Origin of the sequence: Nitrosomonas communis (assembly GCF_024102715.1) — a bacterium.
Lineage (GTDB): Bacteria > Pseudomonadota > Gammaproteobacteria > Burkholderiales > Nitrosomonadaceae > Nitrosomonas > Nitrosomonas communis_B.
In genome coordinates, this window is record NZ_JAGFJM010000090.1 from 1 (window position 1) to 26974 (window position 26974).

At 46.3% G+C, this 26974-nt stretch carries 26 protein-coding genes, 1 tRNA gene and 1 pseudogene; 16 read left to right on the forward strand and 12 right to left on the reverse strand.

Annotation, left to right across the window (positions count from 1 at the left end):
* Window positions 1-128: 128 nt before the first annotated feature.
* From J5I83_RS08830 to J5I83_RS08850, 5 genes and pseudogenes are all read right to left on the reverse strand, one after another.
* Window positions 129-289 (reverse strand): annotated as a pseudogene (locus J5I83_RS08830) (IS5/IS1182 family transposase); the annotation flags it as partial.
* A gap of 573 nt (window positions 290-862) precedes the next feature.
* Window positions 863-1747, reverse strand: coding sequence for a cysteine synthase CysM (gene cysM, locus J5I83_RS08835; RefSeq protein WP_304055090.1), 885 nt, complete (start codon window positions 1745-1747; stop codon window positions 863-865).
* Between the two features lie 122 nt (window positions 1748-1869).
* Window positions 1870-2184, reverse strand: coding sequence for a ComEA family DNA-binding protein (locus J5I83_RS08840; protein ID WP_304055091.1), 315 nt, complete (start codon window positions 2182-2184; stop codon window positions 1870-1872).
* A 111-nt stretch (window positions 2185-2295) separates the two neighbouring features.
* The gene (locus J5I83_RS08845; RefSeq protein WP_304055092.1) at window positions 2296-3948 is read right to left on the reverse strand and encodes a hypothetical protein; all 1653 of its coding nucleotides are present in this window, start codon (window positions 3946-3948) and stop codon (window positions 2296-2298) included.
* Between the two features lie 110 nt (window positions 3949-4058).
* A complete protein-coding gene (locus J5I83_RS08850; RefSeq protein WP_304055094.1) occupies window positions 4059-5192 on the reverse strand; it encodes a Do family serine endopeptidase in 1134 nt (377 codons plus the stop codon).
* A gap of 65 nt (window positions 5193-5257) precedes the next feature.
* On the opposite strand from J5I83_RS08850, the gene J5I83_RS08855 reads away from it, so the two are divergent.
* A complete protein-coding gene (locus tag J5I83_RS08855; RefSeq protein WP_304055097.1) occupies window positions 5258-6004 on the forward strand; it encodes a Nif3-like dinuclear metal center hexameric protein in 747 nt (248 codons plus the stop codon).
* 259 nt (window positions 6005-6263) lie between these two features.
* Window positions 6264-7496 (forward strand): murein transglycosylase A, encoded by a 1233-nt coding sequence (locus tag J5I83_RS08860; protein WP_304055100.1) that lies wholly within the window; start codon window positions 6264-6266, stop codon window positions 7494-7496.
* A 54-nt stretch (window positions 7497-7550) separates the two neighbouring features.
* On the opposite strand, the gene J5I83_RS08865 is transcribed toward J5I83_RS08860, so the two are convergent.
* Window positions 7551-8270: a DsbC family protein gene (locus J5I83_RS08865; protein WP_304055103.1), complete on the reverse strand. Its 720-nt coding sequence runs from the start codon at window positions 8268-8270 to the stop codon at window positions 7551-7553.
* Window positions 8271-8310: 40 nt separating this feature from the next.
* Window positions 8311-9480: a UbiH/UbiF family hydroxylase gene (locus J5I83_RS08870; protein WP_304055106.1), complete on the reverse strand. Its 1170-nt coding sequence runs from the start codon at window positions 9478-9480 to the stop codon at window positions 8311-8313.
* Between the two features lie 114 nt (window positions 9481-9594).
* Between J5I83_RS08870 and J5I83_RS08875 the strand changes: the two genes are divergently transcribed.
* Window positions 9595-9670: transfer RNA gene (locus tag J5I83_RS08875), tRNA-Met, on the forward strand.
* A 240-nt stretch (window positions 9671-9910) separates the two neighbouring features.
* Window positions 9911-11449: a murein biosynthesis integral membrane protein MurJ gene (gene murJ, locus J5I83_RS08880; RefSeq protein ID WP_304055109.1), complete on the forward strand. Its 1539-nt coding sequence runs from the start codon at window positions 9911-9913 to the stop codon at window positions 11447-11449.
* Between the two features lie 30 nt (window positions 11450-11479).
* Here murJ and folE2 read toward each other — a convergent pair whose 3' ends face one another.
* From folE2 to J5I83_RS08900, 4 genes are all read right to left on the reverse strand, one after another.
* On the reverse strand, window positions 11480-12283 hold the full coding sequence (gene folE2, locus J5I83_RS08885; protein ID WP_304055111.1) for a GTP cyclohydrolase FolE2: 804 nt from the start codon (window positions 12281-12283) through the stop codon (window positions 11480-11482).
* A 215-nt stretch (window positions 12284-12498) separates the two neighbouring features.
* Entirely contained in the window at window positions 12499-14343 is a 1845-nt protein-coding gene (dxs, locus tag J5I83_RS08890; RefSeq protein ID WP_304055115.1) for a 1-deoxy-D-xylulose-5-phosphate synthase, read from the reverse strand.
* Window positions 14344-14396: 53 nt separating this feature from the next.
* The gene (locus tag J5I83_RS08895; RefSeq protein WP_304055118.1) at window positions 14397-15290 is read right to left on the reverse strand and encodes a polyprenyl synthetase family protein; all 894 of its coding nucleotides are present in this window, start codon (window positions 15288-15290) and stop codon (window positions 14397-14399) included.
* Window positions 15280-15546, reverse strand: coding sequence for an exodeoxyribonuclease VII small subunit (locus tag J5I83_RS08900; protein WP_304055121.1), 267 nt, complete (start codon window positions 15544-15546; stop codon window positions 15280-15282). Before J5I83_RS08900 ends, J5I83_RS08895 begins: the two co-directional genes overlap by 11 nt.
* Before the next feature lie 412 nt (window positions 15547-15958).
* On the opposite strand from J5I83_RS08900, the gene J5I83_RS08905 reads away from it, so the two are divergent.
* The 12 genes from J5I83_RS08905 (at window position 15959) to J5I83_RS08960 (ending at window position 26380) form a co-directional block, all read left to right on the forward strand.
* Window positions 15959-16432, forward strand: a complete 474-nt coding sequence (locus tag J5I83_RS08905) for a hypothetical protein (protein ID WP_304055124.1) — start codon at window positions 15959-15961, stop codon at window positions 16430-16432.
* Between the two features lie 134 nt (window positions 16433-16566).
* A complete protein-coding gene (locus J5I83_RS08910; RefSeq protein WP_304055126.1) occupies window positions 16567-17721 on the forward strand; it encodes an N-acetyltransferase in 1155 nt (384 codons plus the stop codon).
* A gap of 92 nt (window positions 17722-17813) precedes the next feature.
* Window positions 17814-17975, forward strand: a complete 162-nt coding sequence (locus J5I83_RS08915; protein WP_304055129.1) for a hypothetical protein — start codon at window positions 17814-17816, stop codon at window positions 17973-17975.
* A gap of 97 nt (window positions 17976-18072) precedes the next feature.
* On the forward strand, window positions 18073-19149 hold the full coding sequence (gene lptF, locus J5I83_RS08920; RefSeq protein WP_304055131.1) for an LPS export ABC transporter permease LptF: 1077 nt from the start codon (window positions 18073-18075) through the stop codon (window positions 19147-19149).
* On the forward strand, window positions 19146-20210 hold the full coding sequence (gene lptG / locus J5I83_RS08925; protein WP_304055132.1) for an LPS export ABC transporter permease LptG: 1065 nt from the start codon (window positions 19146-19148) through the stop codon (window positions 20208-20210). Before lptF ends, lptG begins: the two co-directional genes overlap by 4 nt.
* 33 nt (window positions 20211-20243) lie before the next feature.
* Window positions 20244-21467, forward strand: coding sequence for a CDP-alcohol phosphatidyltransferase family protein (locus J5I83_RS08930; protein WP_304055133.1), 1224 nt, complete (start codon window positions 20244-20246; stop codon window positions 21465-21467).
* The gene (locus J5I83_RS08935) at window positions 21442-22443 is read left to right on the forward strand and encodes an acylglycerol kinase family protein (protein WP_304055135.1); all 1002 of its coding nucleotides are present in this window, start codon (window positions 21442-21444) and stop codon (window positions 22441-22443) included. Before J5I83_RS08930 ends, J5I83_RS08935 begins: the two co-directional genes overlap by 26 nt.
* Window positions 22444-22468: 25 nt before the next feature.
* Complete coding sequence (locus J5I83_RS08940; protein ID WP_304055137.1) at window positions 22469-23428, forward strand: hypothetical protein; 960 nt, start codon at window positions 22469-22471, stop codon at window positions 23426-23428.
* 36 nt (window positions 23429-23464) lie between these two features.
* Entirely contained in the window at window positions 23465-24112 is a 648-nt protein-coding gene (locus tag J5I83_RS08945; protein WP_304055139.1) for a DUF2959 domain-containing protein, read from the forward strand.
* A 162-nt stretch (window positions 24113-24274) separates the two neighbouring features.
* Complete coding sequence (locus J5I83_RS08950) at window positions 24275-24790, forward strand: class I SAM-dependent methyltransferase (protein ID WP_304055142.1); 516 nt, start codon at window positions 24275-24277, stop codon at window positions 24788-24790.
* A 179-nt stretch (window positions 24791-24969) separates the two neighbouring features.
* On the forward strand, window positions 24970-25920 hold the full coding sequence (locus tag J5I83_RS08955; RefSeq protein ID WP_304055145.1) for a diguanylate cyclase: 951 nt from the start codon (window positions 24970-24972) through the stop codon (window positions 25918-25920).
* Window positions 25921-26047: 127 nt separating this feature from the next.
* The gene (locus J5I83_RS08960) at window positions 26048-26380 is read left to right on the forward strand and encodes a VOC family protein (RefSeq protein ID WP_304055148.1); all 333 of its coding nucleotides are present in this window, start codon (window positions 26048-26050) and stop codon (window positions 26378-26380) included.
* A 361-nt stretch (window positions 26381-26741) separates the two neighbouring features.
* On the opposite strand, the gene J5I83_RS08965 is transcribed toward J5I83_RS08960, so the two are convergent.
* A partial coding sequence (locus J5I83_RS08965) for a transposase (protein ID WP_369683409.1) occupies window positions 26742-26974 on the reverse strand: 233 nt, incomplete at its 5' end.

Consider the following 26974-nt stretch of genomic DNA (forward strand, 5'->3'; position numbering starts at 1 on the left):
GGCTGCCAATGCAACTTTCGCTTTGAATTCACTGGAATATTGCGCGCGCTTCTTGCTCATGGTTATTTCACTCCTTTTCTGTTTTGCCAGAGCTTAACAACCTGTCCAGTTTTTGGGTACCACTTCACATCGATCTCTACCACTTGGCCTAGACGATTCGTGCGCTCAAACGCAGGTGCCAGCGCTGCTTCGGTCTGAGACCAGGGCAGTCGTCCCGCCAGTACCGCCAAAGGATGTCGCAAGTCGATCATTTGATGAGGCGCGCACGGAAAAAGTCGTCGATAGCCATCTTAAATACCTTGAATTTCCCTCGGGTTTAGATGCTGTTATTATAAATTCTTGAGAGTTTAGAAGGTTGGTTTCTTATTTGAACCGATGTGTTCATGAGGGTCTCAGGTATTTTGCAGGGCCGATTATTTAACACTGACGCAGCAAGAACAGGAAGCCCAGAATCCAGAGCAAGTTTAGTTGATCGATTCATTCCCGATGCGCCAGCGACCATGATGGTAAGATATTTGATCAGATTCGACCACAACTGCACAACAATGAACTGCATGGCGATAAAGCTTATCAACGGCCCGACACCGAAGACGTTAGACAAGCCTAGAATCTGGTCATCTTGACACAGGTAAAAAACAAAAGGCAACGCTATCCGGAGCCATAGGATTAATGGTTGTCTGCAACAGTTTCTCGCGTTCGGCCAACCGATTGAAGTATTATTTGCCTGAATTGAAGAAAAAACAGGCATTGCATGGTGCCAGTAAAGTTCGTTCTTATAAGGGATTTATGGTGCATTATTCGGAAAGCTGGCTGCAGCTCTGTGTTTCTGGAATTCTTTACGAATCAGCTCTTAACCCACATTTTAATTAAACACTCCAGTTGATAGATAGCGATCGCCCCGATCGCATGCAATAAAAACAATTATCGCATCCTCTACCTCTGCAGAAACTTTCAGCGCTGCAGCTAATGCCCCGCCAGACGAGATGCCAGCAAAAATTCCCTCTTCGCGTGCTAAGCGCCGAGCCATCATCTCAGCCTCCTGTTGGGAGACTGGAAGAATGCGATTTACCCGTTTAGGGTCATATATTTTTGGTAAATAATCTTCCGGCCACTTGCGAATGCCGGGAATCTGGGATCCTTCTTCTGGTTGCACACCAATAATTTCAATAGTTGATTTTTTTTCAGAAAAATATCGGGCACATCCCATGATCGTTCCCGTAGTACCCATGCTACTTACAAAATGGGTTATTTTTCCACCAGTATCACGCCAGATTTCTGGAGCAGTTCCCATATAATGGGCTAGCGGATTATCGGGATTGGCAAATTGATCAAGAATAAGCCCCTTACCTTCTTTACGCATTATCTCAGCAATATCACGCGCCTTTTCCATACTCCCTTCTTTAGGAGTTAATACGATTTCAGCGCCAAACGCACTCATTGCCTGCCGTCGTTCTATAGTTAAATTTTCTGGCATCACCAGGATCATGCGATAGCCCATCATGGCTGCCGCCATCGCTAATGCAATACCAGTATTGCCACTGGTAGCCTCAATTAAAGTATCGCCTGGTTTAATATCACCACGCTTTTGCGCGTGCATGATCATGGAAAGTGCTGGCCGGTCTTTAACTGAACCTGCTGGATTATTCCCCTCAAGCTTGACAAGAATGGTGTTAGTGGTTTTACCAGGAATACGCTTAAGCTTAACTAACGGTGTATTACCAACAAAATCTTCAATTTTTTTGAACATGGCAATGCATTTTTTGCGAATTCTTAATTATCGCATATGCCACTAAATATCTATGCACGAATAATCAAATCAGACGACCCCCAGAAATTGTATTGCTCTGGGGGTAATATCACTTAATGAGCTTATGGATTAGATTTTTCTTTCTGTTCAACAGCGATCTTTTCTTCCCCACTCGCTACCTGCGCATCACCCACTGTCAGATCATTACGAATCTGCTTGATGATACTAGGTCCGATACCACTTACTTTTTCTAAATCATCTATTGAACCAAACAGACCGTGCTGACTCCGGTATTCAACTATAGCTTTTGCCTTTGCTGGACCAATTCCTTTCAGCCCCTCAAGCTCTGACTGTGAAGCAGTATTAATATTTACAGCTGCATAAACACTACCACTCAACACAAAATAAATAATTATCAGTTGTATTAACTTTATCATAATTACTCCTATAGTATGGACAAATGCTTTATTGCTTATAAAGCAATAAAGATATCGACACTTTTTTCAATCTTATTGAGTAAATTTTTGATAAAGCAAAATAACAAGAGCTCAAGCGCAACGGAAACGCGTCCGCTTAATGATGAAAATAGTCAGCAAAGGCAAGATAAAACCAATAATAGTCACTGTTATTAGGAGCATACCCAACTCACTATAATCAGCAGGAACAGATATTTCGCCGTTAACAGGATCTTTCACTTCGCGGGTAATAATAAAAATCTGATTTATATATTTGGTGCCTAATTGAGAAGCCGATAATGCAAGATTGGTAAACGAAGCCATGACTGCAAAGAAGGTCGCCTTAAGTTTCTCAGGTGCAGAATTCGCAATCCATGCCAGCATTGGAATCATGGCGATTTGGCCTAAGGGTGATTCAAGTGCGGTATCAATGATGGCAATGAAACGTGCATCCACTACTCCCGCTGTTTGTGCAGCGGTCCACTCGTGCAAATCAAAATACATGCCGATAATAGGAAGCGATAATAACGTACTGGCAACAGTAAGCACGCCAATGATATAAGCCATCGAGCGCTCTGCCATAAAACGACGGAATATAAACATTCCTGCCAGCGTCAAAACAGCACCTATCAATGACAAGGTAGCAAGAAATTGTTGGTCAAAACCCAACTGATCAATCATCCACCAAGTAGAGCCAGCTCCTGGCGTAGGTAGCGCACGAAAGACAAATATCAGGAAAGCAGTACCAACCAGTACATTACGCGCCTCTGCATCCAACTCGCTGGAAAGCCGTCCTATTAAAAAAAGCACAATGACCATCGATAAACAAAAAACGATTTCCTCCGCAGCAGAAAACCCGCCGAGCCCGATGCTCAACGACACGACGGTGAACGCTGCGCCTCCACCCAATATCCACCAATTGATCGGAGGTGCTTCAGCATGAATATTCAACAACACTTCAGATTCGGTGTGGCTGAATCCTTGCTTGGCCAAATGTGCCATATCTCGCCGCCTCAGCCAACTTGCAAAAAATACTCCGCACACCGAGATAAATGGAATAATCAAGGCAAGCTGATAAACCAATAAATAGGCAGCGGTTCTATCCTCTTCGGACATGGCACCTACATCGCGCATCAAAAAAACGTTCGCTACTGAAACAAGTACACTGCCTCCAATAATAGCTACCCGCCCAAGGGTTTGCATTGTGACATGCATCTGTTTGCGCTTTTCCGGAGGCAGCGGTTGCCCATTCGCTTCAACCCGGGGAACAGCCTCCACTGTCATCGCATCTGCCACTACATCTTGGAGGACGTAACCAATCGGTGCAAGTAAAACCGCTGCTACATACCAACTCTCCACAGACGCAACACCTTGCATGGCGTCGGTATAGCCAAGCAATCCAATCATGATAAGCAAACTCATCATAATCAAACTCGCCCCCAAGTATACCAGCAGACTTTTCCAACGCCATATCAAGTCGACAAGATGGCCAATCGGCATTTTTAGTGCCCACGGTAACGCCATCCAAAAACCCAGCGCTGCCAGAAACTCAGCGGATAATCCTAAACGCTCTTTAACGTAAAATGTGCCAACAATTCCGGTTAAGCTAGAAATACCAGCAGCAAGATAAACCATTAATGGAGGCAAATAGGAAAGCCGCATTTCACGACCCAGCGCAAATACATGAATATCAAACCAACGATATAAAGTAGCCAATACCCTTGGTCTTGGTGATATAGCGTTCATTCTGGTCACTCTATTTTCTCTTAATATATTTCTGTAAAAACACTAGAGCCGCACACAAAAGCTTAACTGGCAATCTTATGTGAACTACTGATCTGGGCATATTGTTTTACTCAAGTAGGACGTTTACCTACCTTTACCTTAACCGACCTTTCCGAATTATTACGCAATATCGCTAAGGTAACTGTTTTACCAGGCGGTAATGCCGCAACCAGGTTGAGCATTTCAGAAGAATCCGCAATGGACTTTCCATTCACGGCGAGCAGAATATCTCCAGGCTTTATCCCAGCTTCATCGGCAGGACCATTTTTTAGTACACCAGCAATTAATGCGCCTCCAGGTTTTTTTAGTCTGAACGACTCAGCAAGTTCAGGGGTAATATCCTGCATACTCACACCTAGCCAACCTCGTGTCACACTGCCACTCTCGATAATTTGCTCCATGATCTGTTTAGCCGCATTCGCAGGAATGGCAAAGCCTATCCCCAATGATCCGCCTGTGCGAGAATAAATCGCAGTATTAATTCCAATCAAATTGCCAGATGTATCCGTCAGCGCACCTCCTGAATTACCCGGGTTAATTGCTGCGTCGGTTTGAATAAAGTTCTCAAAAGTATTAATTCCCACTTGGGATCGCCCTAGGGCACCGATAATTCCCATCGTAACAGTCTGCCCTACGCCAAAAGGATTACCGATAGCGAGTACAATATCACCAACCTTCGCTTGCTCGGATTGGCCAAAGGTAATACTGGGTAAATTATCTAAATCAATTTTTAGTACAGCCAGATCACTTTCCGGATCAGAGCCGATGATGCGTGCTTTAGCATTTCTACCATCAACCAGCGCAACCTGAATTTCACTTGCTGCTTCCACTACATGATGATTGGTCAGAATATAACCCTCCGGGCTGACTATGACGCCTGAGCCAAGACTGGAAGTACGCCTTGGCCTGGACTCGAAACGTTCACCAAAAAAACGCTGAAATATTGGATCATCCAGCAGCGGATGTGAGGGCATTCTGACTTCCTTGCTGGTAAAAACATTAACCACTGATGGCATAGCAATTTCAGCGGCAGCATTAAAGCTGCCAGGCCTGGATGCTACTTCAACTGGAGCAGATTCTTTGATCGTTGCCAATTTGCCACGTGGTGTCCATGGCAACAACTCAGGCTTGAGCGTGGAAACGACAAAGAAGATAGCCAGCAATACCGTAACCGATTGCGCAAAAATTAACCAAAGTTTATTCATATCAGTAAATTAATCAGGGGTAACAAGTTACAATGTAAACAGATATATAGTGATTAGGAAGAAAAATGCAACAAGACGAGCTTGAAATTTATCTGAATCAACTACTGGATATTTCGTGTTTCCATGATTATTGCCCAAATGGACTACAAGTGGAAGGGCACGATCAAATTCATACCATCGTGAGTGGTGTCACGGCATCGTTAGATCTTCTCCAGGCAGCTGTGGCTATGCACGCGGATGCGATCCTGGTGCATCACGGCTATTTCTGGCGTGGCGAAGATAGAACGTTGCGCGGCATAAGGTACCAGCGCATAGCCTGCTTGATAAAACACGGAATCAGTCTATTTGCCTATCATCTGCCATTGGATGCACACCCAGAATTAGGTAACAACGCCCAACTAGGGCAGAAACTCTCTTTTCTGACAACTGGTCACTTTGGAGAACATGGCATTGCATCACACGGACAGCTCATGCACGATATCCCCCTCCAGGCGTTAGCAGAAAAAATATCATCAACATTGGCTCGCAGACCGCTGATCATTGGTGATCCAGCTAAACAAATCCGCCGCATCGCCTGGTGTACCGGTGCCGCCCAAAGCTATTTCGAGGAAGCTATCATGCTGGGTGTCGATGCATTTATAACGGGCGAGATCTCCGAACAGAATGTTCATTCTGCACGAGAATCCGGTGTCGCGTTTATCTCTGCAGGACACCATGCAACTGAACGCTATGGTGTGCAGGCGCTTGGAGAACATATTGCTCAGCAATTCGGCATCAAACACCAATTCATCGATTTAGATAACCCGGTATAATTAAAATAGTTAAGGTTCATAGTGGTAAATATGGCAAGAAAAAAATTGAAACACTCAGAAGCGCAGTGAAGCATAGCCTGATAGCAATAATCAATCTTCTTTCTTCTTGCCCCTGTCTTTTCTCTTTGGCAAAGTCCACCAAATGATAAAAATAAACAATCCCAATGCCAGCACTGCTTCAATTGCTAAAATCCACATATCTCTCAGCTTGTTGTATAGTCAGAATTTATCTAAAGGATGTCACTTTAATTAAAATTCGATGAAAAACCAATCGACTCTGCTCATTCTTGCATTATCCCTCTGGCTGCTGGCAGCCTGCAAAACCGAGACCCTTTCACCGATTCCTATTCCTGATAAGTTATCAGCAAAATCATCAACGTCAGCAAGCTCGCCCGCCAATGTACCGCAGATATCCCCAATATCTCCTAGCCTCAGCCAGCTAAAAGCAACTGATTGGTCCCAATTAAAAGAATGGGAACAAGACACACTTTTGCCAGCGTGGAGCACCTTTCTGCAGAGTTGCAATGCTTTAAATAAACAGCTATTGTGGCGGGAAACCTGTAAAAAAGCCAGCGCCATCAAGCGACCCAGTGATAACACCATCAAACTCTTCCTCAAGCATCATTTTATCCCACATCAGGTATTGAATCTGGATGGTAGTGATGAAGGGCTCATCACTGGTTACTACGAACCACTGCTTAATGGCAGCCGCACGCCATCTCAGCAGTATCGCTATCCACTGTATGCACCACCCGATGAGCTTCTGATCATTGATTTAGGTAATGTTTATCCAGAACTTAAGAATTTGCAATTGCGTGGCCGCTTGGAAGGACGCAAAGTGGTGCCCTACTATAGCCGCGCAGAAATTGAGAATGGCCCGGTATCGCTAAGAGGACGAGAGCTTTTATGGGTTAGCGATCAAGTTGAATTGTTTTTTCTCCAGATTCAGGGTTCCGGTCGCATCGCCCTGGAAAATGGAGAAATTCTCCGAGTAGGTTATGCTGATCAGAACGGTCATCCTTATCAATCGATCGGGAAGCTGCTAGTTGAACAAGGCGAGCTGCCGTTAGAACGTGCTTCTATGCAGGGAATCAAGCAATGGGGGCAGCAGAATCCTGATAAGCTAACTGAGTTGCTGCACCAAAATTCACGCTACATCTTTTTCCGGGAGCTCCCCGATCACCTGACCGGTCCAGTGGGTGCATTAGGCGTGCCACTTACTGCCGGCAGAAGCCTGGCCGTCGATCCCCGCGCTGTACCACAAGGTGCACCTATCTTTCTTTCTACCACTTGGCCTAACAGTAACAAAGCGCTCAATCGACTGATGGTTGCCCAGGATACCGGTAGCGCGATAAAAGGAGGAGTACGCGCTGATTTCTTCTGGGGATTCGGTCCGGAAGCGGCAAGCCAAGCGGGAAAGATGAAGCAGAAAGGAAAAATGTGGGTACTGCTCCCCAAGAACTATTCTGCACATCTTCAGGCAAAGAAATAGAGAATAGGCCACCTTGCTGCCTCTGATAGGGAGACGATTGTATTCTCCTTCATTCTATTTCTTTTCCGCGTTATTGAGTCTTTTCTCGATCTCTTCTGCAGGAATCAGGCCTGACACGACCGAGCCATCTGCAAAGATGAGTGTCGGTGTTCCGGTTACTCTGTTTTTCTGTCCTGATTGAAGCAGCGTATTCAATGGGGTTTCACAGTCTTTCCCAGACGGGGTGATTCCGCGTAGCATAAAATCGTCCCACGCCTTTAGCTGGTCAGTTGAGCACCAAATCGCGGTTGCCGTCGGCATCGAATTTTTTAAAATAGGATAAAGCAACGTATAAATAGTAATATCCGTTACCTTGACGAGCTCTCCTTCCAATTTTTTGCAGAAAGGACAGTGAGGATCAGAATAAACAATTAGCGTTCGTTTGCCATTCCCTTTAATCGCCTTGATTCCCAGTTCCAATGGCAAGGTATCAATCGCAATCCGCCGCGCATCTCTGAGCTGCTGCATGCGTTCGTTAGTCACACTAACGCGGGTTTTGGTATCAACCACATGGCCCAGGAAAAAATATTCGGCTTTCTCATCTGTGTAAAGTATTTCTCCTCCGACCACAACTTCATATAAACCCATATAAGGTGTTTTACGAAAACTTTCGATCTCGCTTTCGGGGAAATGCGCTTGTACCGTTTTTTTAAGCTGCGTTTCATCAGCCAAAGCTTGATTGAAAATGAAGCCTGACAGCAGCAACATTAAAAAGTGATGTAAACGCATGATCATTTTTACTCCTGTTTATAAAAATTGGATTCAGTATGCTTATTCAACTGAGCGCATGTTGCATCAGTCTGTTTTTTAACAGCGGCAAGCGATTGGTGATCTCAAAACCCAGATTACGCAGGCGAATCAGTATCGGGTCTTCACTGCCAAATAATTTTTGCAGACCATCGGTCACAAACTCCATCGCCAGGATATCTTCCTTGCGCGCCCGCTCATAGCGGCGCAGCAACATAAAGTCACCACAATCTGACTGCAAACCACGGCTCATCAGAGTTGCAGCCAGCTCACGTGCATCACGCAAACCCAGATTGACGCCTTGTCCTGCGAGTGGATGAATGCCATGGGCAGCATCACCAATCAGTACTACACGCGGCTTAACGAGCGCCTTAACATGCACAAAATTCAATGGAAAACCCGCTGGCTCAGTCACCACTTGCAACTTCCCAAGCGTATGATTTGCCGCTTCCGCTACCTGACGACACAATGCTTCATCAGACAAGTCGCGCAACGTGCTTGCTTGGGACTCATTTGCCGACCAAACCATGGATACTCGTTTATTAGGCAAAGGCAATAACGCTAAAATACCATCCCGCCGGAACCACTGATACGCAGTGTTATAGTGGGGAAACTCAGTACTAAAATTGGCCACGATACCCACCTGGTGATAAGCATGCTGCGTCACTTCGATTTCTGCTTGTTTCCTCACCCAAGAATTAACACCATCCGCTCCTACGACTAAAGCAGCCTGGAGCAGGTTACCATCTGTTAGCTGCAAATCAATCCTGGATTCATGCCAAGACAATGAAACACATTGAGCAGGACAAAAAACCGTTACATTCTCATCTAGTGTTGTCAGCGCATTCCATACGACAGCTTGTAATTGCCGATTTTCGGCAATAAACGCCAGTTCGGATAAACCACTGCCATAGGCACTGAAATCCAGTCTTGCAGCACCGTCGTCGCCAAATACCTTCATCTCATGCACCGGCGTAATGCGTGCAGCTTCAAGTCGCTGCCACAAGCCAAGCGACTGAAGAAAGGCGGCACTGCCCGGGCTAATGGCATAAATCCGGCTATCCCAACTGGTATCATTTGGCAATGGCAAAGGTAAGCGTGATTCAACTAATGCGATTTTCAAGCCACTCCCCTTAAGCGCAACAACCAGACTTGCGCCTACTAAACCACCGCCGATCACAACAATATCAAATTTCATAATTGGATTATACAGACGCTTTATGCTTGGGCATACTGCAAACATGCAAAGGAACTATTATATCAATCTTGACAGCATTCCCTCTCCAAAGGCAAAATGCATGCTTTATGCCATGGCGAATTAGCTCAGTGGTTAGAGCAGCGGAATCATAATCCGTTGGTCCGGGGTTCAAATCCCTGATTCGCCACCATTTCTTCATCGCGAGCAAGTAATGCGCGGTTTCTCTATTCCTCTTCTGGTTAGCTATTTACCGCCGCAACAAAGGTATTTTAACTATAAACACCAAAAGTCTTTATTTTATGGTTTTCCGAGGGCGTTTGTATCATTGCCGATAGCTATCGTTAAATCAAACATAAATGCAGTATTATTCGATTAGCCATACTAGCTGATTATGTTATCCAAGATCAATTTCTCTATATTACTGAATTAATTGAATTTGCTCAGAGCACTCGCTACGGTTAGTAGCATGACATTAATTTCACGTATTCTTGGATTCTTACGTGACATACTCATTGCCAGAATTTTTGGCGCCGGCATGGCAAGCGATGCTTTTTTTGTTGCATTCCGCATCCCTAATCTTTTGCGTCGCCTCTTTGCGGAAGGCGCTTTCTCGCAAGCATTTGTTCCTATCCTTGCTGAATATAAAAATTCCCGCACAGAAGATGAGACGCGCGCATTAATTGATCATGTTGCTACATTATTGGGAATTGCACTATTTATAGTCACCCTAATCGGGATCTTGGCTGCACCACTGATCATTTATCTCAGCGCTCCTGGGTTCTCGGCTAATCAGGAAAAGTTTGCATTGACAGTTGAATTATTACGCATCACTTTTCCTTACATTTTGTTTATTTCTTTGGTCGCGCTCGCAGGAGGAATACTCAACACTTATAGTAAATTTTCAGTGCCGGCATTTACGCCGGTTTTATTGAATTTATCGTTCATCGCTTGTGCACTATGGCTTGCACCCCTGCTCGATCCCCCTGTCCTTGCCTTGGCATGGGCAGTATTTATCGGTGGCATATTGCAGCTCGCATTTCAAGTGCCGTTCTTAATGCGTCTCAAACGATTGCCCCGTTTTCATCTGAAATCGAGAGACACGGGTGCCTGGCGTGTGCTCAAACTCATGGGACCAGCAGTTTTTGGCGTGTCCATAGGGCAAATCAGCATGTTGATCAATACCATATTTGCTTCATTGCTGATAACAGGTAGCGTTTCCTGGCTTTACTATGCTGATAGGCTCATGGAATTTCCGGCAGGTCTCTTAGGGGTCGCACTAGGAACCATTCTGCTGCCGTCCTTATCTCGCCACTATGCCAGCCACAATAACGAAAAATATTCGCGCCTGCTGGATTGGGGCCTACGACTGACCGTGATGCTAACACTGCCGGCAGCTGTGGCGCTGGCATTACTGGCCACGCCGCTCATTGCAACACTTTTTTATTATGGCGCATTTACAGCTGAAGATGTCTGGATGACCCGTCAAGCGCTCATCGCTTATAGCATTGGCTTGCTTGGACTAATTCTGGTAAAGGTATTGGCTCCCGGCTTTTACGCCCGGCAAAACATCAAAACACCCGTCAAAATTGCTGTCATCACGCTTGTCGTAACTCAATTAATGAACCTTGCCTTTATCTTCCCTTTAAAGCATGCTGGCTTGGCATTAGCAATTGGCCTAGGTGCCTGCTTCAATGCCAGCTTACTTTACTACAAGCTGCGCCGTCATGATATTTATCAGCCGCAGCCTGGCTGGGCAATTTTCCTACTGAAAATTTTAACAGCATTGATGGTGATGGGTAGTATTCTCTGGTTTGCGGCAGGCAATGACGCAACCTGGTTGCAAGATACTGCAATTGAGCGTGCACTAAGGTTGATTCAAGTCGTTTTCCTAGGCGCCACCAGCTATTTCTTCACCTTATGGGTACTGGGTTTTCGTTTAAGTGATTTCGCCCGACAAGGCGAAGAATAATATCAATCGCGTAACGACTTAGGTATGACATCACACATTGCGCTTGTCCCGCTCAATCAGCGCATAGGCAGAATGATTATGAATGGATTCGAAATTCTCCGACTCCACCACATAAGCATCGATACGATCATCTCCGTTCAGCACCTCGGCCACATCACGCACAATATCCTCGACAAATTTCGGGTTGTCATAAGCTTTTTCGGTAACATATTTTTCATCCGGCCGCTTGAGTAGTCCGTACAGTTCACAGGAGGCCCGGTCTTCCGCTATTCTGATGACATCTTCAATCCAAACAAAACTATTGGTGCGCACCGAGATGGTGACATGAGAACGTTGATTGTGTGCCCCGTAGTCAGAGATTTTTTTTGAGCACGGGCAAAGACTCGTCACCGGAACAATCACTTTCATGGTGAATTCATAGCGATTTTGCTTGATTTCGCCAATAAAGGTTACCTCATAATCCAGCAAGCTTCGCACACCGGAAATGGGCGCCGATTTGTTGACAAAATAAGGAAATGTCATCTCAATATGGCCGGATTCAGATTCTAGTCTCGTTACCATGGCACGCAAGATATCCTCGAATGACTCAACGGAAATTTCGCGTTCGTGACTATTCAGTATCTCGACAAATCGCGACATGTGTGTACCCTTGAAATTATGGGGTAAATTGACATACATATTGAAAACTGCAACCGTGTGCTGCACCCCGCCATCTTTATCAGCCACCTTGACCGGATGACGAATGGCTTTGATCCCTACTCTATCAATTGCAATACGTCTGGTGTCCAATGAACTTTGTACATCAGCAATCGGAAAATCAGCTTGTTTGTTCATGATGATTCCTTCTGGAAAGATAATGGCAGCTTCCTTCGCTACATAAAGTCCCTCAGTTTGATAACGTGTCAGATCTGAAAGAACTATCCAAGGCAGATCAGGCGCTTCTTAATGAGACCGCTCTGAATATGGTTGGTTCTAAACACAGCATTATTAAAAAAACATCAATAAAAATTACCTTTTGGCCATGCAAATTATCTCAGCTGGTATATACGTTATTCGGCCAGCTTTGCCTGGATAGATTTAATGATGCCAATCTTGTCCAGTCCACAATCAGCCAGCATTTGCACTGGATCACCTTGCTCGAGAAAAAGATCTGGCAAACCTAGCAGAAGTAATTTAACAACAATCCCTCTGCTTGCCAGTGATTCCATGACCGCGCTGCCAGCACCGCCCATTATGGTATTTTCTTCAATCGTGACCAGTAATTCATGAGTCGAAGCCAGATCCGCAACCAAATCATCATCCAGCGGTTTAACAAATCGCATATTAGCAACAGTAGCACCTAACTCCTCTGCTGCTTCCAGACTAGGAGCAAGCATGCTGCCAAAAGCAAGCAAAGCGATCTTGTCGCCTTTGCGGCGAATCTCTCCACGACCCAATGGCAGTGCCTGCATCTCCTTCTGCACTTTTACCCCAATACCCGAACCGCGTGGGTAACGAACGGCAGCAGATGTATTCATCTGAAAAGCGGTGTAGAGCATTTGACGGCACTCATTTTCATCGGCTGGCGTCATCACTGTAATATTTGGAATGCAACGCAAATAGCTCAAATCAAAACTACCCGCATGAGTTGGCCCATCAGCACCCACCAGTCCGGCCCGGTCAATGGCAAAAACTACTGGTAAATTCTGTATGGCCACATCATGGATCAGCTGATCATAGGCGCGCTGTAAAAATGTTGAATAGATTGCTACCACTGGTTTTAGGCCATCGCACGCCGCACCAGCGGCAAAAGTCACCGCATGTTGCTCAGCAATACCTACATCGAAGTAGCGATCCGGATATTCCTGGGAAAATCGAACCAAACCTGATCCTTCACGCATGGCAGGAGTGATGCCAATCAAACGCGGATCCATGGCAGCCATATCACACAACCAATCACCAAAAATCTGCGTATAAGATGGCTTACCAGCAGCTTTGGTAACAATGCCTTGAACTGGATCAAATTTTCCGACACCGTGGTACAAAATCGGATTCTCTTCAGCCGGTTTGTAGCCAGCCCCTTTGCGCGTGACGACATGCAAAAACTGTGGACCATCTAGATGTTTGATATTGTTCAGCGTAGTCAGCAGGACATCCAGGTCATGTCCATCAATTGGACCAATATAGTTAAAACCAAACTCTTCAAACAATGTACCAGGAGTCATCATTCCTTTTACATGCTCTTCGGCCCGCCTCGCCAACTCCAAAACGGGCGGCACTACACCCAGCACTTTCTCACCAGCGCGGCGTGCCGTAGCATAAAATTGACCGGACATCAACTTGGCAAGATAATTATTAAGCGCACCGACAGGAGGGGAAATGGACATATCATTATCATTCAATATCACTAGCAGATTAGCATCCATTACGCCGGCATTATTCAGCGCCTCAAACGCCATGCCTGCGCTCATGGCACCGTCACCAATCACAGCAATGGCACGCCGATTTATACCACTCAATTGCGCAGCCACAGCCATTCCCAAAGCTGCACTGATGGAAGTGCTCGAATGTGCCGTACCAAAAGCATCGTATTCACTCTCATCCCGCCGTGGAAATCCGGCAATACCACCCTGCATACGCAATTTGGCCATCCCTTCACGCCGGCCCGTCAATATCTTATGGGCGTAGGTTTGGTGACCTACATCCCATACCAGCCGGTCATAAGGTGTATTGAAAACATAATGCAACGCGATGGTTAATTCGACGGTACCGAGATTCGACGACAAGTGTCCGCCTGTTTTCGCCACGGATTCAATCAAAAATCGACGCAGCTCATCAGCAAATTGCGGTAGCTGTTTACGCTCCAGCTTTCTCAGCTCGGCAGGAGTGTTAACACGATCAAGTAATGGGTACATGCAAACTTAAATAAAAAAATTCTAGCTGATTATAAAAGAAGAAAGCGTTAGGATTAGAATTCACGCTGAACAATGAAATCCGTTACCTGCAATAAACGGTTAGTGGCTATTCCCAGACGATCAAGCGCCTCATAGGCGTCATGCTTAAGCTCTTTAGCCAACTCACGAGCTTGCTTAACTCCCAAGATGCTGACATAGGTCGGCTTATTTTGCTCGGCATCCTTGCCAGCAGTTTTGCCCAAAGCTGCAGTCGTGGCTTCGGCATCAAGCACATCATCCACCACCTGAAACGCAAGACCAATACATTTAGCAAAATGATCCAGGTGGGCTAACTGGTCATCACTCAACTCATCGCCACAGTGTGCAGCCAGCATTACTGCCGCACGAATTAGCGCTCCAGTTTTATGAATATGCATGAATTCAAGCTCCGGCAAAGTCAATATCTTGCCTACACTGGCCAAATCAATCGCCTGCCCACCTGCCATTCCACGTGACCCTGCCGCTTGCGCCAGCTGTTTGATCATTTCCAGCTGTTTTTTCGGATTGTCTGTTAAATAAAACTCGGCCATCAATTGAAAAGCCAAACTCTGCAAACTATCCCCTACCAATAATGCGGTAGGTTCATCGTATTGTATATGACAGGTAGGTTTACCACGCCGCAGTGTATCATCATCCATACAAGGCAGATCATCATGCACCAGCGAGTAAGCATGAATCAGCTCTACTGCAGCAGCCACAACGATTACCCGCGCTTCATCTGCTCCGTTCAACTCTCCGGCAGCAAAAGAAAGCAAAGGACGAATTCGTTTTCCTCCTCCTAGCACTACATAGCGCATCGCTTCATGCAAGCGCTCAGGAGCGCAATTCTCTGCAGGCAGACGATTCTCCAGGTAAGACTCTATTTGTAACTGGCGATTTTTTACCCAGTTTTGAAAATTAACGTTCATCGGCACTCAATGTAGAAAAATCTTTCAGCATATCTGCCTCAAGAACTCGTATTTGTTGTTGCGCATTTTGTAACGTAGTTTGACAGTAATGCAATAGCTCCGCTCCACGCTTATAAGCCGAAAGCGACGCTTCCAACGTCATCTGCCCTGCTTCCATTGCTGACACAATACTTTCCAGTTCAGCCGATGCTGCTTCAAAGCTTTCTGGCGGAGGTGAATTGGTTACCGTAACTGCTTCGTTGCATTTCTTTTTCATGCTTTTCTTTGACTTTTCCAGGAAGGTAACGGAGGAACAGGTTTATTAGATTTATCTAGCTTAAAACAGACAAAAATATCGCAATCAGTATAACTCGGTCAATTCTATTTTAACCTTTCCTTGATCTCTTAGGATAAAGATTTAACAAATACTTAAGCCAACCGCATATTAATTCACTCGATTACCAATCACATCATAAATGATGGTGAGTGTGCAACATTGCAGCTTTATATACGCCATTTACGCTATATTAATTTTGACTCAGCTCAATCAACAACCAATACATTACATCATATTGATACTTGTACTAACCTATGGCAACATCGAGTAGTATTCAGCATAATAAAATTGATAAAAGTACTTATTGCATTGATAACTTTTAATTTAACACACGTTAAAAATCGAGGAAATTTTGGAAAATACTATTAATTTCGTAGATCAGATAAGTTTGTATTTTGAGAAAGTAGTGCTATGGCCATTTGCATTGCTCGGCGCAATCATCATTTTTGCCATTGGCGTCGAGATCATTAATCGCCGACGGCGAGCTGATGCAGTAGATTATTATGACACCACCTTCAGATCCGAGCTTACTGGTTTATACCCTCACCCCACTCACTGGCCGGAAGATCTCGCTTCCCACTTGCGAACAAGACTACCTATCATGCGAGAAGCGTTTGAAGTGCTGAAGGGTTTTATTCCCCAGAAACAGTTGCGTGATTACAATATCGCTTGGAATAAATTCTACGATTTTTGCCAGATGAGTGGTGCAATTGATGAAAAACAGGCAGGTACAGCTCCATCAGCTCAAGCAGAACATGATCCAAAGCAAGTTTTCCATCAACTGGTAACCGATCTGTTGGCGTATACTGATCAATTCAAACGTTAAAGGGGAAGGTATTTCCCATAAAGTGGCCAAGCTCGCAGGGAGTAAGTGCCCTCCTGCCTTATCATGTAGGCTACATACGCGTTCTTTATCACTTATTGCTGTTGTACACTCAGTGTATCAAGTCACTTTAAATCATGAGTGAAAAAATAGATCAGTGGAAAAATGAGCGAATTGATGTGCGACCAGTCACATCTTATCGTGAAATGAGCACATTTATCGGCGTTCCCTGGCAAGTATACGCAAATGATCCAATGTGGATCCCTCCTCTGCGCTTGGAACGGCGCTTGCATTTTTCCAGATTCAATCCCTTTCTAGAGCATGCAGAATGGCAAGCCTGGGTTGCTTATAAAGGTAATCAGCCCGCAGGGAGAATCAGCGCACAAGTGGATACGCTGCACAGGCAACGTCATGGAGCGGATACAGGTCATTTTGGCTCATTGGAGTGCATCAATGATGCAACAGTCTTCACTGAACTCATACGCACCGCTGAAATGTGGCTTATCGAGCGGGGTACACATCATGTGAGTGGGCCGTTCAATCTTTCCATCAATCAGGAATGTGGCATCTTAGTAGAGGGTTTTGATACGCCACCTGTTGTCATGATGCCACATTCCCCCAGATGGTATGGCCCCTTACTGGAACAATGCAATTACCAGCCGGCCAAGGATCTCCTTGCCTACTGGGTCGAAGTTGATTTCGAACTGCCCAGCGTCATGCATACACTTATTCAGAGATTTTCCAAGCAAATTAAGCTGCGGACACTGCGTCGCGATAAATTTAGCGAAGAAATGGAAATTCTGCGTGATATCTTTAATGATGCTTGGTCAGAAAACTGGGGATTTGTCCCTTTTACTCAATCTGAATTTGCTGAACTGGGTCACAGTTTACGCTGGCTTGTTCCAAGTGAATTTATTCAGATTGCGGAAGTAAAAGATGTTCCTGTAGCTTTTATGGCAGCCCTTCCAAACCTTAATGAAATTTTTGCTAAACTCAATGGCAATTTGTTTCCGCTAGGCTGGTTTCGTCTGATTAGACAACTTAAAGCCAACGCCATACGAACGGCCCGCATCCCCTTAATGGGCGTGCGCAAGCAATTTCATCACACTCCCCTTGGCATGGCACTGGCTTTCATGGTTATCGATGCACCGAGACAAGCCGGACTGGCCAGAGGAATCAAAGAAGTCGAAATGTCCTGGATACTCGAAGATAACAAAGCCATGCGCAGTATACTGGAAAGTATTGGCAGCAAGCAGTATAAACGATACCGACTCTATGAAAAAATACTGTAATCGATTGTCCATAGCGATGATAGCACTCCCTTCGCCATGCCTTTCAACAATTCATCAAATCATTCAGGCCGCCTGATTCTTTAGGATAAAGCATGAATCAAAATGAACAATATATTGCCATAGTGCTTGCAGCAGAGCGTACATCAAATGATGCTGTTACTCGCAAGACCAGCTCGGCCCCGCCCTGCTCTTTTCCCAAGCTGAGCTTGATATCGACCAAGCAGACGATTGATTACTGGAAGAATCCCATTTAGCGAAACACTAAACAGCAGTTTTGATTGAGTTGCAGCCTAATGTGGCTCCTGGTCTGCGCCAACTCAACGCCTGCTGTCGAATAAAATAATCCGGTTTATGAAAATCATCGAAAAATATATTACACGCGAGCTGCTCCTCCCTTTCCTCGCCGTAATCAGCATTCTTACTGGACTATTCGTTAGTTTCAGCACTGCTCGCTTGCTGGCCAGCGCAGTGACTGAAACACTTGGCCTGCTCGTTATGTTGCAACTGGTAGCGCTAAAAACGATCATTGCGCTGGAAGTGTTGATTCCCATCTCATTCTACGTCGCAGTCATTTATGGACTGAGCAGATTGAGCAGGGATCAAGAGATGAACATATTCCGTTCTGTCGGATTCAGCGACTACCGTATTCTCTATACCGTATTGATGATTGCCATCCCTGTTGGCATCGTCAGCGGTGCTCTCTCACTTTATGTCCGTCCTTGGGCTTACGCAGAAAGCTATATCCTTGATGCACAGGCTGAAGCTGAATTGAATGCCAATCGTTTCCAGGCAGGACGTTTTTATGGCAGCGAAAAAAGTGGTCGGGTAATTTTCGTACAAGCCAAGGACGATTCTGGCACACGCATGGAGGAAGTATTCCACTTCATCAAAAAAGCAGGTATCAGCGAGATTGTCGTAGCAAAAGAAGCCATTCAACATCAGCAGCTATCACTAGAGCAACAATCGCATACAGAATTATTTGATGGTTACATTTATCACCTTGCATACCCGGAAGGCAAAGATAGTGCGATTCGATACGAAAAAATGACTTATTTTAATGAAAACGATCAGATCAAATGGCATCGGCGCAAAGCCGCACCAACCCGTATACTTTGGGAATCTGAACAGCCTCGCGACATTGCTGAACTTCAATGGCGGCTTTCTCGCCCGGTTGCCACCATTTTGCTGGCCCTGATCGCCGTCTCCTTTACCCGCGTTGCGCCACGTCAAAGTAAAAGTGACAAAACCTATCTTGTTGCTGCCACCGTGTTTGCTATCTACTATAATCTCAGCGGTCTGGCACAAACATGGGTAGAGCAAGGAGTGGTCAACGCTACCCTAGGTATTTGGTGGTTATATCTGCTGCTTTTCATTATCGCCGGAGTGCTTTTGCCGGGTTCAAGACAGAAATTATTTAAAAGACAGTGAAAACCGCTTCCCGTTATATTGCTAAACAGGTAGTGATGGGCATGGTCATTGCTGCCATCGTGCTATTACCGCTATTTAGTTTCTTCGATTTATTAGAGCAACTCGACGATGTCGGCAAAGGTAGCTACCAAACGGGGGATGCCTTTCTGTACGTTATCATGTTGATGCCACGCCGCTTTATTCAAATAGCGCCTTTTATCGCTCTGCTGGGAACAGTCGGCGCGCTGGGTAAATTAGCTATCAATTTGGAATTGGTTGCCTTACGTATTGCCGGCTTGTCGCCTATTCAGATCAGCATGGTGCCCGTTGGCATTGGCTTATCGCTATTACTGATCATTGCGGTGATGGAACAGTCTATTGCCCCGCAACTTCAACAAAAAGCCATTGCGCAGCGATCCAGTGCGCTGGAAAAAACTGCTGAGCTTGGCAAGGGACTTGGTATTTGGACGCGAGACGAGCGTAATATTTTACGAGTTGGTGAAATCCTGCCTGGCAACAGAGCGATTGATATCGAAATTATGCATTTTGACGAACAAGGCTTTCTTGCTACGCATACGCACGCAAAGTTTGCTGAGATAAGCAATAACGAACTCTGGAAGCTAAATGATGTAACAGTCAGAACATTCACAGAAAAAAATATTGCACTAGCGAGCGCCAGCACCGTAGAGTGGCAATCCTTTCTTAAAGCAGAAGATATCGCCACCTTGACCAAGCCACCCGAAAGCCTTTCCCCGCTGGAGTTAATACGACACGCAGAATTCCTGCAAGCAACCGGTCAGAAAGCCGATGCTTATCTCATGGCTCTGTGGGGCAAGGTAGGCAGTGCGCTCATGACGATCGCCATGATATTGCTTGCCATCCCCTTTATTTTTGGTTCAGTCCGTAATGGACTGGGAGGCAAACTGATTTTAGCCGCCATCATCGGCGTAGGCGTTTATCTACTTGATCAAATCATTGCTAACGCTAGCTTATTGTTGCGTTTGAATCCAATGCTGGCATCCATTCTCCCCAGCCTAACGCTCATTACCCTGGCTATTATCTGGTTACGACGAATTTTTTAACTCGGATAACTATTCAAATCTAACTATTTTTTCATGTCGACAACTTACATTTATATTTTCGGCGAAAGCGAAATCAACCTGTGGGGATTGAGCGGCCGCGAACGACTGCAACGTACCGCTGCGTCACTTAAACAAACCCGTCTGGCTGATAATCCAGCTGACATTCCAGCCGATGCACCTGCATTGCTACTGCGTGCTGACCATTTGTTTGATGCCAGAATCATTGCTGCCATGGCTAACCTGCAAGAAGAAATCGTGCTGTATAGTCAAAGTGGCGTACCGGTTGCGCTGCGCACTACAGGAAAGAATGTACCTGCCCTGCTGGCAGCATTGCACAGTACAAATATCTCAGCGATTTCCGGCATCAAGCAATGCACCCTCAAAGACTTGCAAATGGGTATCCAGCAGAATCTGAAGAAAAAAGAGCCGCCTTACCTGCTGCCGATCAGCGCAGCTAATCGTAAGGCGCTGGAATGGGAGTTGTTTGCAGGCTCCTATAAAGGCGTGACCGATCTGGTCACCAAGTGGCTATGGCCGATTCCAGCCTTGTGGGCAACACACTTCTGCGTGCACTGGAAAATAACGCCCAATCAGGTAACGCTGCTTAGCCTGGTACTGGCAGTTTTAGCAGGCGTTGCTTTCTGGTATGGTTATCATGCCGGTGGCTTAATCATGGGATGGCTAATGACTTTCCTGGATACTGTGGATGGCAAGCTGGCGCGTGTCACGCTTACCTCCAGCCGATTGGGCGATGTGATGGATCATGGCCTCGACATTATTCACCCACCGTTATGGTACCTTGCCTGGGGTATTGGATTAGCGACAACCGCAACCCCGTTGGTAAATCTGGAGTTATACGCCTGGCTGATGTTTGCTGGTTATGTCGGCGGGCGTATCTGTGAAGGACTGTTTGAATTCTGGCTAGCACCCTTTGTGATGTTTATCTGGCAGCGGATCGATTCATTCAACCGCCTGATTACTGCACGGCGCAATCCCAATCTGATTCTGCTGACCGTCAGCTGGTTAGCGGAGCGGCCAGATATCGGATTCCTACTGGTGGTGAGCTGGCACGCCATTTCCACGCTTTTTCTAGCATGGCGCGTTATCGCTGCCTGGCAGGCCCAACGCCAGCAGGGATCATTGACTTCATGGATGGAAACGATTGATCCAATCCGAGACCGGCAGCAACTGGCCGTCAGAGTGTTCACCCGCGTTCCGCTCACAGAAAAAAATGAGAGCTTCGTCGCGAATCCATAACCTGGCAACAGGAACAGCGCGAATCGGGCTGATTCTCAACCCATTGGGTGGGCAGGTACGCAAACGCCAGCATGCGATCAAACAAATACTGACAGGGATTTCCGGCATCCATCAGTGGCAAGTCACCGATGCCTGCAATTTCGATGCTGCCGTGCAGGCCTTGATCCAAACAAAGATTGACTGGCTAATCATCGTTGGGGGAGATGGCACTTTGCAAGGCATACTCAGCCGCTTGCTTGTCTGGTTACCGGCGGATCAATGGCCGCTTCTAACCATTATTCCAGGCGGAACTACCAACATGACTGCACTCGATCTGGGTAGCCGCGACAAACCGGATCATATCTTGCAACGCCTAAAACGCTATCTGCAGCAACCCACACCACGATCAGCCCTCTTACGCGTTGAGCGACCAGTATTATGCATCGAGCAAACCGGGCGGGAGAAAGTCTATGGCATGTTTTTCGGACTGGGATTGATCGCGCGCGGCGTAAAATTCTCGCGCAGTCCGATCAAACAAATAGGCATTACCGGTGATATTTTCACGGCACTGATCGTGTTACGTTCTTTATTGGGCACATTTCTGGGTCGCCCGCATCCCGAATGGGCGCCCGTGCAAATCACTGCCGTAGATGAAACGGGCGCAAGGCATCAGCAAAACTACTTATTCGTGCTAGTGAGTGCACTGGATCAGTTATTGATGGGCATACGCCCTTATTGGGGAAAGGAAGCGGCTCCGCTGCATGTGACCTTTGTACAGCAGCACAGCAGAAAATTCTGGTATTCGATCTGGCCGCTGATTGCAGGTCGTGGTCACTGTCTCAAGAAAGAACACGGCTACGTCAGCTACAATACCCAGATGCTGGAATTATCGCTGGATGATGACTATATCGTTGATGGTGAGTTGTTTCATGCTTCACGCCAATATGGACCATTGCGCATCTCGGCCAGTGGCCCCATCACTTTTCTCGTATTGTAATTCCTTGCGAACCATGAAAGAAAACATGCCACCTCTCGCTAAGCAAGCGCCTGCACCCCTGGTAGAAGCCATCGCCTGGCAAAATAGCCTGGCAGTCTCGCCAGATTTCGAGCATCTGGTCGACGCCATCAGGCAGCACTTTTGCGACTCGCTGGATGCCATCATTTTGTATGGCTCCTGTCTGCATGCCAGCAATCTATCCGAGGGCATCGCCGATTTTTATGTGCTGGTCAATGATTACCATAATGTTTACAGCGAGCGCTATCTGGCCTACCTGAATGCCTGGTTGCCACCGAATGTGTTTTATCTGGAAGCCACCCAACAGGGCAAAACCTTCCGCGCCAAGTATGCAGTCATCTCAACCGCCGATTTTGAACACGGCAACCAATACTGGTTTCATCCCTATTTATGGGCGCGCTTCGCCCAGCCAGCGAGACTACTTTATGTCCGCGATGATTTCATCCGCCAGCGCGTCAATGTAGCCATGGCGCAAGCGGTGATAAAATTTATGAAATCCAGCCTGCTAACCTTTGAAGCACGCGCATTGCCTGCCGAAGAAATCTGGACACAAGGTCTGATGCTGACCTACGCGGCAGAATTACGCGCTGAACGGGAAACGCGGGCACGCCACCTGACCCAACTCAGCCTGGAGAATTATGCTCGTCTGACCGCCACCGCCCTGCCAGCTTTGCATGGTCTGCTCACTTTACAACCCGGCGGGCACTACTATTGCCATACGACGCCATCAGATAACCGGCGCGCCCGCTTTCATTGGCGTCTCAGGCGCTGGCAGGGACGAATTCTCTCCATTCTGAGATTGAGCAAAGCCACATTGACTTTTCGCGACTGCCTCGATTATGCCGCCTGGAAAATCGAACGCCATAGTGGCGTCCGGGTGGAAATTACTCCCATGCTGCGGCGCCACCCCATCTTGTGGGGCTTTAAAGTCATGTGGCAATTGTTGCGGCGGGGTGTATTGCGTTAGCATATCTTATTGATTGATTTCTTGCAGGAGAACCTTATGAATTATTTATCGCGTCTGTTTGCTTACTCGTTACTGCTTTTTCTGGCGGCCTGCTCCACCATGTACTACAGTGGGCTGGAAAAAATCGGTATACCCAAGCGTGATGTGCTGGTGCACCGAGTGGAAAAAGCACGCGATACCCAGGAAGAAACTAAGGAGCAGTTCAAATCGGCTTTGGAACAGTTCACTGCCGTAACCAACTTTAAAGGCGGCGACCTGGAAGTGGTCTACAACAAACTGAATGACGAATACGAAGCCAGTGTCGCCAAAGCAGACGAAGTCAGCGATCGTATCGCTGCCATTGAAGATGTTTCTCAAGCATTGTTTGCCGAATGGGAACAGGAAATCACTCAGTACTCAAACGCCTCACTCAAGCGCAGCAGCCAACAGAAATTGACTGCTACGCGCGCGCATTACCAGCAACTCATCACCACCATGAAAGCTGCCGAAGCCAAAATCCAGCCGGTGTTGACAGTATTCAAGGATCAAGTCATGTTCCTCAAACATAACCTGAATGCACAAGCGATCGCCTCGCTAAAAGGAGAGCTCGGCACGCTCCAGTCTGACGTATCAACACTCATAAGCTCGATGGAAAAATCCATCAATGAAGCCAACGCATTTATCAGCACGATGGAGAAGAAATGATGCTGATATTAAGCTCCTCGTTTTAGCGCTTTCCCTCCAGCGCCCATACCTTAGCTCGCACGCAAGACCTCCCTATGAATCGCGCTTCCTACAAACAAGATTGCCAGTCAATGGGATAAGGCTCGTAAAGAATGCTACGGACGAGAGCAAGATTATCTCAACGTGCTGTTATCCGGTTTGCCGGACAATGCTTTGGTTGTCGATATCGGCTGTGGCACTGGCCGCCCGCTGGCCGAATACGTTATTTCCAGAGGTCATCGGGTATTCGGCATTGATCAGGCTGAGGAACTCATCAAACTGGCCAAGGCACGTTTCCCAAGAGAACAATGGATACTATCTTCCATTGAACAGCATGAATTCAGTGAGGATTTCCATGCCGCCATAATATGGGATGCACTGTTTCATATTGACCGCTCAATGCATGCCATCATACTACGCAGGATAGTTGAGAAGCTGCCAAGAGGCGGAAAGTTCATGTTGACGGTTGGTGGCTCTGCGCACCCACCATTTATAGACACGATGTTTGGGCAAGAATTTTTCTATGACTCCCACACACCAGAGGAAACCATTCGTATTCTTCATGATCTACGTTGTCGAATAGTGATTGAAGAATTTATGAACTTACCCACGACGAGACGTGATAAAGGACGCTATGCCATCATTGCGCAGAAAACCTGAATGACAAGCACAGTTGGAAGTTATGTTTAACTCTTGAACTCAATTGATTAGAAACTCACAGAGCTGATACATTCTGCTAGTCCGGAAGCTAAATTACCTATCTGTGAAGAAGCAATAGCAGATATCATGGAGTTCACCATAACTGTTGCCATTCCATGGGTCAATTCTAGTTAAAAATTATGCCAAACAGTGATCAGCCAATAGACAAAGTAATACATGACCTGGATGTCGCAGCACAATCACATCAGGATTGGGCACGCCGTCTGTTACGGTATGCCATTCTGGATGGAAATCAGCCTGATGACATGGTCAATGTTAATGCGCACAAAATATGCAAATTCGGTCAATGGCTAGACTCTGGCGGAGATGTGTTGGCACGACTCGATCGTGAGAAGAAAGAAAAATTGGTAGTCGCTCATCAAGCAATGCATGATTCGATTCGCGAGATCGTCATGCTCATCCCTGAAGGAAAGGGGATGGAGCAACTCTTGAACAAACTTGACAAGAGTCAAAAAAATCTTTTCAGTCTTATAAATGAATTCAAGATGTTACTTGTCACCATTAAGAATTTGCACGACCCGCTGACCGGTCTCCCTCTGCGGCAAATTCTTGATCATTCATTTTCACAATTCCAAAAGCGCTGCAAACGGAATAATAAACTTCTATTTATCGCTTTGATTGATGTTGATCACTTCAAAAAAGTAAATGACAATTTTGGTCACAATGTGGGAGATGATGCACTGCGCCACCTGGTAACTACACTGGCGCATAGCATTCGGGAAGATGAATCTCTCTTTCGTTTTGGCAGTGAGGAGTTTCTTCAGCTGTTAGAGGTGCGGGATGAGAAAAACGAATCTCTCTTTCGTTTTGGAGGTGAGGAGTTTCTTCAGCTGTTAGAGGTGCGGGATGAGAAAGAAGTGACTATTGCAGCCCAAAGAAGCATAGACATGGTGAGGAATACCCCGATGGTGCTGCCAGACGGGAAGCAGTTGCGATTAACCATTACCATAGGTTTAGCTCTTGTAAGAAACGAAGAAACCTTGAGAAGTGCTGTAGAGCGCGCAGATGCGGCTTTGTATGAAGGAAAAAGGGCTGGTCGTGATCGCTACGTATTAGCTGCATCGAATTAATAACCAGGTCGGCCAGGTCGCCGACATCGTGTTGTAGTTCTCAATTCCGGTAACGCTGGTAGTTCATCAAGAACCCTGGATCAGCATCTGTATTTACACAGGGTTTCCATTTTTAGGAGGTATTGCCATGAACAGTAATCCAGTCGGATGGTTTGAAATTTATGTGCAAGATATCGATCGTGCCAAGCATTTTTACGAATCTGTCTTTCAGTTTAAGCTGGAACGCTTAAACAGTCCTGCAGGATCAGAAATAGAATTATGGGCTTTTCCAATGGTAAAGGGTGGAAGCGGAGCTCCTGGGGCTTTAGTCAAGATGGAAGGCGGGCCATCAGGTGGCAATTGTGCGCTGGTCTACTTTATGTGTGCAGACTGTGCTATTGAGGCCGCGCGGGCGGTTGCTGCCGGAGGACAGATCGTGCGAGAGAAGATGTCGATTGGTCAATATGGCTTATCTCTTTGATTACTGATAGCGAAGGCAATATGGTTGGCCTACATTCGATGCAATAGTGTTATCTCAGCAACGAAGTTACTGCCGGATATAAACCGGCACAGAGTGCTGATCGAAAGAATGATCGTATGTTGGGAGCAACCGTGATTACTGATCAACTGCACCTGAAAATCAGCAACTGGCAATCTTCCATGGGCCAAGGAAGATTGCCAGTTATGATACGATCAACAAGAAATAAAACAGCATATAGGGTTATTGCGCACATCTGCCGTCTCAATCGTGCGTTAACTCATTAAAGCTATTCACTACATCAAAAGTAGACAAATCATTTGCTATAACACTGGCTATTTCTATTCATTACTAGATAGTGTCGTCACGAGACTTTGAGCCATAGTGCGAGACAACGAATCTGGACGATGGCGATGAATGAAGAGAGGTTCTTGGCATAGCGGGTGGCAATACCACGCCATTGTTTGAGGGCAAGAAAAGCGTTCTCGACCAGATGGCGATGGCGGTATAGATGCTTGTCATAGAATCGTTGCTCCTTTCTGTTTTTGCGTGGCGGAATCACAGCTTGCATGCCATGGGCTGTGGCTTTCTCAATGA